Genomic DNA, 12921 nt, shown 5'->3' with positions numbered 1-12921 from the left:
CAACGAGCAACGCCCGCATTAAGGCCTTGGCAGGCTGACACAGGCCGAATTCGCTCAGACAATTAACCCGTGACGCGACACCGTGGTGCGCAGCCGGAACGGCCCCGCACCGCAACACGCTGCCACCGCCCAAAATACAGCAAACTAAAACCGCCGGAGCGAATTCGAAGCCGGATAAAACTTGGGATCTAGAGTGCACCCCATTTCACCGGACAGGTCGGCTAGGTTGATTTAGCCTTGATGAACTGCCGAGGGCAAGCCATCTTGAGCGCGGAATGGGGATGGATTTCGTTGTAGTCCTCGATCCATCCGTCGATGAGCCGGAGTGCTGTTTCGGCGTCCGGTAGTACCGAGATGCGGATGTAATCCCGCTTCAGGGTTTTGACGAGGGCTTCCGACATTCCGTTCGACTGCGGGCTGGCGACCGGCGTGAAGCAGGGTATCAGATTGAGTGCCTGGGCAAATATTCTCGTGTCCCGCGCGGTATAAGCCGAACCATTGTCCGAGAGATGCTCGATAGCATTCGGGGCTCGGGTTGCGCGGAAGCGTTTCTCGACTGCCTCCAGCATCATGTCGCGCACGTCAGAGCCGGAGATGCCTGCATTGGCGACTGCCGTCCAAGCGATGATCTCGCGGTCGAAGGCGTCAATTAGGAAAGCGAGACGAATGACCTCGCCATTCCAGCAGGTGAACTCCAGACCGTCCGAACACCAGCGCAGGTTTGAGCGCATGACCATGACCTTGCCATCATGGATGCGGCCTTTGCGAACGGCCGTATGTTTCTCCAGCAGCATGGCGTGGTTACCCATAATGCGATGAACCCGTTTGGCGTTGACGACAGGCTGATCGACGGCTCGCCTTTCGCGATTGAGGAGCGCGACGATCCGCAGATAGCCATAGGTTGGCCTTTGATCCACCAGCCTGCGAATGGCGGGCAGAAGCTCTGAATCCTCGGCCTTGTTGTAGGCTCCGCGTGGCTTTGATCTACCTTTCAACCGCTCGCCAAGGTCCGAGCGAGAGATGCCCAGCGTGTCTGCGACGGTCTTCATCGGGAACCGTCCTTCGGCAACAAGATCTTCCGCGATATCCGTTTTTTTGAGTCCGCTTTGGAAAGGGCTTCGCGGAGGATTTCGACCTCCATCGTTTTGCGACCGAGCAGGCGCTCCAGCTCCCGAACACGATCCTCCAGTTTCTTCACTTCAGAATTCCCGACAACCGGCTCGTCAGAATCCACGGCTGCAGCACCTCCCTCACTCAAAAGCCTGCGCCATCGATAAAGCAGATTGGGCGGAACGCCATGGCGGCGCGCCGTCGATGATACCGTCTCGCCTGGTTCAAAACTCTGCTCAATAATTGTCAGCTTCTGCTCGGTTGTCCACCGCCTGCGGTGCACATCTCCCGTCAGCAATTCAACGTGTCGATAATCGTTAGACATAAGCCTATACCCAAGCATGTGCTTGAGCCTTTCTGCTTATGCCGACTGTCCGGTCGAAACGGGGTGCAGTTCAGAGGTAAGGTAAATTTCTCCATACGCGACCTTCGTAAGGAAGAAAATACTTGAATCATGAAGATAACCGAAATGAAGGATGGGAAGGACGATCTGTAAAATGTTAAGTGCCTGGCTTATGTCTTGTTGTGCTCATTCATCCAGAACTGGTGGGGCTTGGCTTCCCTCCCTATCTTAAGAGACCGAGAAAGCTGGACCCAAGTTTGGCCGAGAGTTTGGTCGCGATCTTACCAAAACTGAATTGAGAAAAAGGCCGCGGCATCTATCTACATTCATTTCGCCACGCTGCCGTGGACGCCCTCAGACGAGCCAACTTGATGACCAGTTCAATCTTCCATCCGTCCAAGCAACTGCAATATCGTGACGCGCGATTACGGTAGGCTCGTTCTAGGCATGCGGGCGCAACGAATCGACTTGTAAACGCGGTCGAGTATTCAGGGTTGGAGATGGGGCATCTTGATGTGAAGATATCTGACATGAGGCGTCCACAACAAGCCTCTCCCGCCGCAAAAAGCTCACATCACGATTATCCAACCATGGACTGGCAAATTTCATCTGAACAATGATTTGTACCAAACGGAGTAAGGCTGTGAGATCCACCATTTAATCGGAACATAGCCGTTGTGCTCGCGTACGATCGAAATTGCCTCGCGATAGTGCTGGCGGCGTAAGGTATTGGTTTTGGTGTTTTCGTGCTCACGATTTACTGCCACAAAATCATCCAGAAAATGTAGGGGGCCCTCCTGTTTGTACAATCGCCACCACAGATCGTAATCCATCACCATGTGAAGGTTCGGATTCACTCCACCGACGGCCTCCCAGGCACTACGTCGGATTAAGGTCGCCGGCTGCGATACTATACATCTAAGCGCCAGTCGTCGCCGGCTAAATCTTTGCACCCAGACTGGGTAGCGCTTCCCCGTCTCTTGCACCAAATTCCAGGCGCGAGCATAGACCGCAGGAGCTTCCGGGGCATCCTCTAGAGCGGTGACAAGCTTGCTCAATCCGCCAGCGAGAAACAGATCGTCACTGTTCAACCAGCACACAAAAGGAGCCGAACCTCGGGCAATTCCCTCATTTATCGCAGCTGCTTGGCCATCGTCTCGGTGACTCCGACAGCCGGCCAATCGGCTCTTCCATTTTTCGATCACATCCAGAGTGTTGTCCGAAGAACCTCCATCCAATAGAAATACTTCAACTGGGACGTGTTGTTCAAAGATAGATTTGAGCGCCTCGTCAAGAAACTGGCCTTGATTATACGATGGCACAACTATCGTAACTAAGGGGTGTGTCATCCTTATTGGCTCAGCTTGGCAACATAGTCCGCATATGCTTTCTCGATCCCATCACGCAATGAAGTGCGAGCGCACCAGCCGAGCGCACTCATGCGCTCTGTATTAAGAAGCTTTCGGGGAGTCCCGTCGGGCTTACTAGTATCGAAAACGAGACCACCGTCAAAGCCGACTATTTCCATAATCGTGTACGCCAGGTCTCTGATGCTAATATCGCTTCCGGTTCCTACGTTGATTAAGCCATGTGGACATCGATTTTCCATCAGGAAGACGCAGGCATCAGCAAGATCATCGACATACATGAATTCCCTAAGCGGCTTGCCAGATCCCCACACGATCATATGCTTCTCGCGACGCACCTTCGCTTCGTGCGCTTTGCGAATAAGCGCAGGCAAGACGTGACCATTCTGCAGATCGTAATTATCGTTAGGGCCATAGAGATTTGTCGGCATGGCGCTGACGTAGTTGGTGCCGTACTGCCGATTGTAACTCTCACAGAGCTTTACCCCGGCGATCTTTGCGATAGCGTAGGGCTCGTTCGTCTGCTCGAGCGGACCTGTCAAGAGACTGTCCTCACGGATTGGCTGCTCACTGTTTCGCGGATATATACAGCTCGATCCGAGGAACAGAAGTTTGCGCACGCCGGTCATGTAGGCGGCGTGGATGACATTCGCCTCAATCATTAAGTTCTGATAGATGAAATCCGCGCGGTAAGTATCGTTAGCATGGATGCCACCTGTCAGAGCCGCAGCGAGAAAGACATAGTCGAACGTCTGCTCCTCGAAGAAAGCGGCAGTGCGAGCTTGACTCAATAAATCAAGCTCCGCGCGTGTTCTGACGATAATATTGCCGTAACCGGCATCCTCCAGGCGACGGACAAGTGCCGACCCGACCATCCCGGCATGTCCTGCTACAAAGATTCTTGATGATCGATCGGGCACATTACTCGTGATAGTCATAAGCAGAGTATCCGCTCTTTTTTACCAATTCGTCACGCTCGGCATTGCGCAAGTCTTCGCGGACCATCTCAGCAACAAGCTCGTGGAATGTCGTCCTGGGTATCCAGCCGAGCTTTTCCTTTGCCTTCGCTGGGTTGCCGAGGAGAGTTTCGACTTCTGTTGGACGGAAATAGCGCGGGTCGACGCGTACCACGACTTTGCCGTGCTGGTCGGTTGCGGTCTCCTCGACACCTTCGCCCGTCCAGGTGAGGCTAATACCGAGCTCGCTGGCGGCCGCATCGACAAATTGGCGAACGCTGTACTGAATTCCAGTGGCGATCACGAAGTCCTCTGGCGTCTCCTGCTGCAACATCAGCCACTGCATTTCGACGTAGTCACGGGCATGTCCCCAATCTCGCAGCGCGTCCATATTGCCGAGATAGAGGCAATCCTGGAGATTGAGTTTGATGCGTGCCAGGCCACGTGTGATCTTGCGGGTGACAAAGGTCTCACCCCGCAGCGGCGACTCGTGATTAAAAAGTATGCCGTTGCAGGCATAGAGGCCATAGGCTTCGCGATAGTTCACTGTAATCCAGTATGCGTACATCTTGGCAACAGCGTAAGGACTCCGCGGATAGAATGGCGTCTTCTCGGTCTGAGGCGTCTCCTGCACCAAGCCGTACAGCTCAGAGGTGGAGGCTTGGTAAAACTTGGTTTTCTTTTCCATGCCGAGGATGCGGATGGCTTCCAGTATGCGCAAGGTACCGATGCCATCGGCATTGGCAGTGTATTCCGGGGTCTCGAAGCTCACGGCGACGTGGCTCATGGCCGCCAAATTGTAGATTTCATCCGGCTGAACGCGCTGAATGATGCGTATGAGGTTCGTCGAATCGGTCAGATCGCCATAGTGCAGGATGAAGTTGGCATTGTCGACATGCGGGTCCTGGTACAGATGGTCGATGCGATCCGTATTGAAGAGAGAAGACCGCCGCTTGATGCCGTGAACGACATATCCTTTCTTCAGCAGCAACTCCGCCAGATAGGCGCCATCCTGGCCGGTTATGCCGGTGATAAGTGCGACTTTCATTCGTGCTCGTTCCTCATAGTCATATGTTGTTGACGCCTCTCAGCCAAAGGCCCCGCAATCTTGGAATCTCGGGAGCCTAAATTTGCCTGCCAGCATGAAGTTCGCGCGTCTTTCGGTCTAGCGATTTATAGAGCTTGATGCTTCTGGTCAATTGTGGTTTGGCTTCATACAATCATTGCGCTCTTTGGGAAAGCTGGTTATGGAGGCACTGCGTGTACACTTGGCGAAACGTTGACGTCGCTCCGACCTTAAGAGGGAGTTGCTCAATGGAGAAGCGCAACGCAGGCCACAATCTCGGCATTGCATCGGACTGACAAGGTTCTTTTTATATATGGTTGAGGCGGAAAGAATGGCAGCGGAAGGCTCGATTAACTCGTTCTCCGGACGGCGTATATGGATCACCGGCCACCGGGGAATGCTCGGCTCCGCTATGGTGCGCAGCCTTGAGCGTTCGGACGCCGAGTTGCTGCTCACAACCCGAGCGGAACTAGACTTGACAGATGCGGGCGCGGTGCGGCGCTGGATGCAAGAGAACCGACCCGAGCTGGTGTTCCACATCGGGGCGAAGGTGGGCGGTATTCATGCGAATGCCACCTTGCCAGCCGATTTCCTCTACGACAACCTGATGATCCAGACGAATGTAATTGACGGCGCACACAAAACAGGTGTTGAAAAGCTGGTATTCGTCGCCTCGAACTGCACCTATCCTACCAATGCCGAGCAGCCAATCCGTGAGGAGGCGTTGCTGACCGGCCCCCTGGACGGCAACATCCGCGCCTATGCAGTCAGCAAGATCGCTGGTATTGAGATGTGCCGCTCCTATCGTACGCAGCACGGATCAAACTTCGTCGCTATTGTCCCGCCCAACCTTTACGGACCGGGCGACAACTATCATCCCCAGCACAGCCACGTGGTTGCGGGGATGCTGCGCCGCGCGCACGAAGCCAAGCTAGCAGGCTCCCAGGAGTTTATCGTGTGGGGCGATGGATTGCCTCGCCGCGAGCTACTGCACGTGGATGATCTCGCAGCAGCTTTGAAATACGTTATGCTCGCGCCGACCAAGCATGAACTCTACAATGTCGGTTGTGGCTACGACCTTCAGATATCCGAACTGGCGACGCTGATAGCCGAAGTCGTCGGATTTAAAGGCGAGATCGTCTACGACCGCTCAAAGCCGAACGGCACCATGCGCAAGCTCCTTGATAGCAGTAAGATCAGGGCGTTGGGCTGGCTTCCTCAAATCACTGAGCGGGCTGGACTTGCTACAGCATATGACGATTTTAGGCGTCGCTATACCACCGAGGAGCCGCACGAGATGCACCGCTTTGAAGCAGCCCGCGCCCCTCACATGATAAGATCGCCAGGAACTACAGAATGAATACTGACGGGTTCATCCCCAAGGACATGCTGAAGCGCTTTGCCGTTGTTAAGCTCTGGCCGGAGCTCAAGACCGCTGAAGACGAATGTATCGCGAGGCTGAAGCTTGCCGCAGGCGCTCTAGGTGTTGAGTGCATCGAAATCCACTCCGATGGCCGGCTGATATCCGATCCCAGTACGGTGGTCTCGAAACGGCTCGTCGACTTCGTGCTGCACCTGCATTTCGACACTCCGAAAAACTACGACGCCTTTTCTTTCGTCGCGCTGTGGAACCCGATCAAGTTCTATCACGAGTGGGGTTATTACCGGTGTTCGCGCAACCTGGTCACCCATGACGACTTTATCAGTTGCAGCTCCAGTGCTGCCGACGACCATGTCAACCGTATGGTCCGGCGGGTCCGCACGCACCTGTCGCCGCGCTTTCATCTATACCACTCAACACCTGACATCATACATGGGCCATCGCTCGGCGAACGTAAGCTTGCCTATGCTGGCATCAACTGGGATGCGCTACGGGGCGGCCGTTCCCGCCATCAGGAAATGCTTAAAAAGCTGGACTCTACGGGTCACCTGAGGATCTACGGACCGACTATATTCCAAGGCGTAAAGGTATGGGACGGATATCAGAGCTACGTGAAAGAGGTCCCTTTTGACGGCGTTTCAATGATCGATGAGATCGCCAAGGCCGGTATCTCCCTTGTGTTGTCGTCCCAGGCGCACAAGGATTCCGCACTCATGTCCAACCGGCTATTTGAGAGCATCGCGGCCGGAGCCCTGGTCATTTGCGACGAGAACCCGTTCGCAATGAAGCATTTCGGAGACTCTCTGCTCTATGTCGATACCCGAGGAACGGCGGACGCGACAGTCGCCGAGATACTAAAGCACCTTGACTGGACCAAGAACAATCCGGAAGCTGCTCTCGCGAAGATCAACCGCACGCAGGAATTGTTTCGCGAAAAGTTTAGTTTAATTAGAAACCTATCCGACCTATACACACATTTTGAAGAACGCAAAAACGAGCTTTCTCGGCATCATTTTGGCGAGGAGACAACGGCGAGTATCAACGTCAGACTAAACCTCCTGATGCCAACGTTTTCGGCTGAGGTACTGCTCAGACATTTGGGGAGTGCCACGCGGCAAAGCTACACGAATCTCCAGGTGACGCTATGGGTGGACCAGGCAGAACTCATCGAGCGCCGCTCAGAAATTGAAGAGCTTTTGATCCAAACGGATGCGCAGTTCGACGTGGTCGGCACTGCGTTTTTCGACCGCCCAAACAGAACGAATCTAGCTTATCCCCGGGCAATGGGGCAGGTTATAGGAGAAATTATCAGGCACGCAGCAAGCTCTGAGGCGGTCATTATCGTCGCGCCTAACGAGACCTTGCTTTCAAATCATGTAGAGATATTGGCCGCGGCGCTTCAGCGCGATGAAAGCGTTAAATGTGCTGCCACTGCGGCAATTTTGAATGACGGAACAGCGACCGTTCATTCCGTGAGTGACCTAATCGATTTCGGTCACGTTGACGCATCGAATCCTATTGGGTACGGCCGCTTCATATTCCGCTTATCTGGAATATCTGACGACGTTCACACTGCGCTTCCCTATCTTCACGGGCGCCCACTAGCGGTCCTGCGCGGCGAAAGCATTATTCACCAACAATTCCCAGCAACTGTCAGCATTGACTTGAAGACGGAATTTCCCAAGCGGACGTGGGATGACATCGCGGAGACTGAAGTCATCCGCAGCTTCAGTCCCTATGCATTAACTCCTGCCGTGGGCATGGCTCCAGTCAATACGGCGATTCAATTGGTTCCGTTTACAAGTTCTATTCGGCTTGGCCAATTGTTCAGCGCGTTCTGGTGGCAGGCTCAGTACGCAGCACTGCGACGCCAAGGGTTTCAAGCGCGCCTGCGCGCCGCCAAAAGGAGGCTATTAGGATGATGCCCTCGGTCGCGGGCGCCGTTTCTCCTACCGCAATGATAAAAACCCTTTGGATGCATCGAGGTCTGATTGCTGCGATGACAAAGCGAGCGCTGATTGCAAGATACAAGGGCTCCGTCATGGGGGTATTGTGGACCTTGATCAACCCGCTGCTCATGCTGTCCATATACTCATTTATGTTCATATTTGTTTTTTCGCCCAAATGGCAAGCGGCTGGCGACGGATCCCACCAATCTTCATTTGTGCCAATACTTTTCATCGGTCTAATTATACATGCCTTCTTCGCTGAGATCGTAAATAACAGCCCGAACCTTGTGAATTCGAATGTAAATTTTGTTAAGAAAATTGTATTTCCCTTAGAAATACTCTCAGCAGTCTGTGTTTTGTCCGCCCTAATTAATTCTTTTGTCGCATGGTTGGTTCTTATCTGCGTCCAAAACGTCCTGGGCAGCGATTTTCACGGTACAGCGATCCTGTTTCCTGTCATTATGATCCCGTTCGCAGTATTGTCCTTGGGGCTGAGCTGGGCCATCGCAAGCCTTGGAGTGTTCGTGCGGGACATCGCACAAATCGCCGGTTTTGTAGTATCCGCTTCTCTTTTCTTATCACCAATCTTCTATCCTGTGAGCGCACTCCCGGAAATTATTAAGCCCTTGATTCAATTGAACCCAATCACGTTCGTCGTGGAGCAGGCGCGGCGTGTCACCATCTACGGAGATCTGCCAGTCCTGATGGGTATTGCAGTCTATACGATTGCAGCCATAATCGTCGCCTACACAGGCTTCTTCCTTTTCCAGAAGCTTCGCAAAGGATTTGCAGATGTCCTCTGAGGTTGTGATCAACGTGCAGACGCTCAGCAAATGCTACAATATCTACGATAAACCACAGGACAGGTTAAAGCAGTTCGTAGTGCCGCGCATCAAGCGGTTTGCAGGGATTAATGAACAGGCTTATTATAGGCAGTTCTGGGCTCTTCGAGATATTAATTTCTCCGTAAATCGAGGGGACGCTGTTGGTATCGTTGGACGTAATGGGAGCGGTAAGAGCACCCTGCTGCAACTAATTACCGGCACACTGACACCAACCGAGGGCGCAGTTCAAACTCAAGGTCGGATTGCAGCGCTGCTAGAACTTGGATCGGGATTCAGTCCTGATTTTTCCGGGCGCGAAAACGTCTATCTTAACGGTGCCCTTCTTGGCTTATCTACGCAGGACATTGACGAGAAGTTCGACGATATTGCAGCTTTTGCAGACATCGGACCGCACCTGGATCAACCAGTAAAAACTTACTCTAGTGGCATGCTTGTCAGGTTGGCATTCGCGTTACAGGTGCAAATTGAACCCGACATTTTAATTATCGATGAAGCTTTGGCGGTAGGAGACTGGCTGTTTCAAAAAAGGTGTTATCAGCGATTGGAAAAGCTTACGTCCCAGGGAACGACATTGCTGTTTGTTTCTCATGATCAAGAAAGCGTTCGTACATTAACTACAAAAGCTCTCCTCTTGCACCAAGGCCGTCAAGTGACCTGGGGAGGGTCTTCAGACGTCGTCAGAGATTATAGGCGCTTGCTTCACGAAGAAGAGACAGAATATCTGCGCTCATTAGTCAATGAAAAATCCAATGCCCCAGTGGAGCAAGCTATTAATCCGAGGAGCGCCCCCCCGGAAAGTCGCCACTCAGCACGAGTCGCTTCGCACTCTCTGCATGCCGACGACCGGTCATTTGGTACTGGGGAAGCCTTTATAACAAATGTGCAAGTCTTTAAGAGTGATGGAGAGGCGGGAGATATTTTTTTCCCAGGAGAAGACATTCGGATTCGTGTTACGTGTAAATTTACCAGTACAATGAGCAATATGAATATTGCGCTCCAAGTGCGAAATAAGGAAAACATTAAAATTTACTCTTGGGGCACATTAAACCAAGATATCGAGAGAATTTCTGTTGGCGACGGGTCAGAATTGTTTTGGGACAAATCATTCGCCGCCGGCAGCGAAATATCTGTCGATTTTTGTTTTAAATGCACACTAGGTGTAAACTTTTACGAAATTCAAGCGGCCATTTCGCAAGAGAAAACTCCCGACTATCAGTCGCAACAGTTGGTTCATTGGCTCGATGAAGCCGCGTTCTTTCAGGTCTCACAACGTCGCGATATTTATTTTTTCGGCGGCATTTGTGATCTTGCCATGAACGCTGGTTGGCAATCAGAGATAGGATAACGTTCTTGGTAAACTATCAGAACACTTACGATTCTTACTGGGAAAACGCTGACCGGTTGGGCGAATCCAGCGGCGACATGCATAACATTTCCGCTTTGATCGTTAAGACCTGCGGCCTAGGCAACGTTCTCGACATAGGTTCTGGTGAAGGCGAACTAGTGGCTGCTCTGCTGCGAGAAGGCGTCACTGTGAAGGGTGTTGATGTATCGGAGGTAATCGTTGACCGTGCAACCAATAAGTTCGGTCCGCACTTCATCAAAGGTTCCGTGCTCAGCCTGCCTTTTGAATCAGCGTCATATCATACGGTTGTGTCGACGGATTGCATGGAGCATCTGGAACCTGCAGACGTTCCGTTAGCCCTATCCGAGATGTATAGGGTCGCTGGCAAATATGTATTTCTTCAATTAGCGACAACAGTGGATCGAGACGGGCACTGGCACTTAACAGTCGAAAAGCGAGATTGGTGGGAGAACCGATGTTTTGAGGCTGGTTTTAGAAAGCACCCTGCTTATTATACGCTCAACTATTATGAGGCCTTAAACGAGGACCCATGGCAGATATTCATTTTGCTGGAAAAGGTGCCCGAGAACGCACTTTTGCACTATCCTCTGACGTCGCTTGAAGCTGAGAGTGGATTGCACATGGATATGTCTCGCGTCACGGGGGAACGCTCGGACGCACATATGATCCGCTATCACTGGAGCTGCGACTATATCCGCTCTGGCGACAGAGTTTTGGATGCAGCCTGCGGACTTGGTTACGGCAGTCGGCTTGTTGCGCGACAGACATTAGCCGAGAGTGTACGCGGCATCGATGGCAGCGAATGGGCGATCAACTATGCAACTGATAACTTCGCATCGATGGATGAGAAACTGTCATTTGAAGTCGGCTTTCTTCCCGACTACCTCAGTAAGTTTTCCGATGGATCGTTCGATGTCATCCTCTCTTTTGAGACATTAGAGCATGTTGAGGATCCAAATGCTTTAATAAAGGAATTTCATCGACTTCTATCTCCTGGCGGCAGGGTTATTGTCAGCGTTCCAAATGACTGGAGTGACGAGAGCGGGGAAGACCCTAATCCGTACCATTTGCAAGTGTATACTTGGGACAGGCTTGCCGCTGAGCTTGGCAGTCACTTCATTATTGAAAGCAAATGTGCGCTCGACGCCAGTCAGGCAAAAATCCCTGCCAACCCGCCTTACTGGATTAAGAAGGCGCGTTCTATCAGACCAGTTCTCGACGGTGAGGATAAGTCGCCGATTTCTGAATGGTGTCTGATGACAGCGATGAAGTCGCCCCTGGAAAACACCATTCCCTATAGAGAAGGAGTGTTTTCGAACGTTGGGCCCTCGGGCCACCCCTCCATAATGTACCAAGAGTTCTACAAGAATCCCTGGCTGATGCATGCAATGGTGAACGTCAGCTATAGACTTAAGAACAAAGCTAGTCTTGTAAGACTCTGCTCCACAGTAATGAGGACGAGTTCAGAAATCTCCAACGATTACGCTGCCGCCCTTTGTGTCAGCTGCTATCTACATCTCGATCAGCAACCAATTGCGGCAGAACTCGAAATTCAAACTGTATTGATTGACAATTGGCTAGCTTCGGCTCCTAGCGACGCCATGAGTCTCCGATGGAAAGTTTCTCTGTCTTTCGTTAAGGCTAAGATTATGATGGCGTTGGGTCGATTTGACGACGCCATTGCTGCGTTCGAAACATGTTGTGCAACAGACATCAGTGAGTTCGGCATTCATCTTTCAACAAAGCTTACAGAGGCGTTCTACTGGGCTGGTCGGCTTTGCTTTGCAACAGGTCGGCAAGAGTTGGCGCTACAGTACTGGACGCGAGGTATTGAATATGGCGATGTGCTTCAAAGCTTCGCTGTAAAAGATATCGTCATTAACCCTGAATTCCCAAACTTATACAATTACGGGGACGGGACGCGAGAATACGCTCTGGCATGGGATTCTATTGCTCGATGCGCGAACGGTGTACACTTGTTGAAAAGCGGCAACTTTTCTCTTGCTAAGCTCGACAGCTCGCTTGCCTCGGAATACTCCACCGTCATTAAAGATTTGAAAAGCACACGGACCGCTCTCAAGGACTGCCGGAAAACTATAGAACTACTAACACACGAAAACAACATTATGCGAAACGACCTAATAGTGACCCGAGAACTTCTTATTGAGAGAACAAATTTACTAGAGTCATGTTACAATGACATGCCGAATTCAAATGAGCAAGTCGCACTTCACCATAAAACTTTCCCCATTGTGAGGCGTTTAATCGGGAAAGTTTGGAGCAGAATTATTCGTTCGCGGTGACAGTCCAGAGTGCAGCGCATGTGACTGTGCCACTGAAAGAATCTGTTGCTCAGTCTTGCGGCTCGACGTCGAAAAGGTGTGTGAATGGCTTCATGTGCCGTGACGTTGCTGCCTCCATGTTTATCCGGCTTCGAATTCGCTCCAGCGGTTTTAGTTTGCTGTATTTTGGGCGGTGGCAGCGGGTTGCGGTGCGGGGCCGTTCCGGGTGCGCACCACGGTGTCGCGTCACGGGTTG

At 52.0% G+C, this 12921-nt stretch carries 9 protein-coding genes and 1 pseudogene; 6 read left to right on the top strand and 4 right to left on the bottom strand.

Features of this window, described 5'->3' with window-relative positions; all coding sequences use genetic code 11:
• Positions 1-148: pseudogene (locus tag ASF69_RS23555) on the top strand (IS3 family transposase); the annotation flags it as partial.
• A 73-nt stretch (positions 149-221) separates the two neighbouring features.
• On the opposite strand, the gene ASF69_RS07785 reads toward ASF69_RS23555, so the two are convergent.
• The 4 genes from ASF69_RS07785 to gmd all read right to left on the bottom strand — a co-directional run bounded on the left by ASF69_RS07785 (position 222) and on the right by gmd (position 4824).
• A protein-coding gene (locus ASF69_RS07785) for an IS3 family transposase (protein WP_156462010.1) occupies positions 222-1435 on the bottom strand; the annotation gives its coding sequence in 2 pieces (ribosomal slippage) (positions 222-1099 and positions 1099-1435; 1215 coding nt in all).
• 623 nt (positions 1436-2058) lie between these two features.
• Positions 2059-2802, bottom strand: coding sequence for a glycosyltransferase family 2 protein (locus ASF69_RS07775; RefSeq protein WP_062586730.1), 744 nt, complete (start codon positions 2800-2802; stop codon positions 2059-2061).
• A gap of 2 nt (positions 2803-2804) precedes the next feature.
• Positions 2805-3758 (bottom strand): GDP-L-fucose synthase, encoded by a 954-nt coding sequence (locus ASF69_RS07770; protein ID WP_062586729.1) that lies wholly within the window; start codon positions 3756-3758, stop codon positions 2805-2807.
• Positions 3742-4824, bottom strand: a complete 1083-nt coding sequence (gene gmd / locus ASF69_RS07765) for a GDP-mannose 4,6-dehydratase (RefSeq protein ID WP_062586728.1) — start codon at positions 4822-4824, stop codon at positions 3742-3744. Before gmd ends, ASF69_RS07770 begins: the two co-directional genes overlap by 17 nt.
• Before the next feature lie 349 nt (positions 4825-5173).
• Here gmd and ASF69_RS07760 point away from each other — a divergent pair, with 349 nt between their 5' ends.
• Genes ASF69_RS07760 through ASF69_RS07740 form a run of 5 tightly spaced genes read left to right on the top strand, consistent with a single transcriptional unit; the run spans position 5174 to position 12686 of the window.
• Positions 5174-6202, top strand: a complete 1029-nt coding sequence (locus tag ASF69_RS07760; RefSeq protein ID WP_156462009.1) for a GDP-L-fucose synthase — start codon at positions 5174-5176, stop codon at positions 6200-6202.
• Positions 6199-8145: a hypothetical protein gene (locus tag ASF69_RS07755; protein ID WP_062586727.1), complete on the top strand. Its 1947-nt coding sequence runs from the start codon at positions 6199-6201 to the stop codon at positions 8143-8145. Before ASF69_RS07760 ends, ASF69_RS07755 begins: the two co-directional genes overlap by 4 nt.
• Positions 8142-8975, top strand: a complete 834-nt coding sequence (locus ASF69_RS07750; RefSeq protein ID WP_062586726.1) for an ABC transporter permease — start codon at positions 8142-8144, stop codon at positions 8973-8975. Before ASF69_RS07755 ends, ASF69_RS07750 begins: the two co-directional genes overlap by 4 nt.
• Positions 8965-10362: an ABC transporter ATP-binding protein gene (locus ASF69_RS07745; protein ID WP_062586725.1), complete on the top strand. Its 1398-nt coding sequence runs from the start codon at positions 8965-8967 to the stop codon at positions 10360-10362. Before ASF69_RS07750 ends, ASF69_RS07745 begins: the two co-directional genes overlap by 11 nt.
• A gap of 5 nt (positions 10363-10367) precedes the next feature.
• Positions 10368-12686: a class I SAM-dependent methyltransferase gene (locus tag ASF69_RS07740; protein ID WP_156462008.1), complete on the top strand. Its 2319-nt coding sequence runs from the start codon at positions 10368-10370 to the stop codon at positions 12684-12686.
• The last annotated feature ends 235 nt before the right edge of the window (positions 12687-12921 follow it).

It is taken from the genome of Rhizobium sp. Leaf311, assembly GCF_001423445.1.
GTDB lineage: Bacteria > Pseudomonadota > Alphaproteobacteria > Rhizobiales > Rhizobiaceae > Agrobacterium.
The sequence above is the reverse complement of the archived record's forward strand: the minus strand, read 5'-3'. Positions and strand labels throughout refer to the sequence as shown.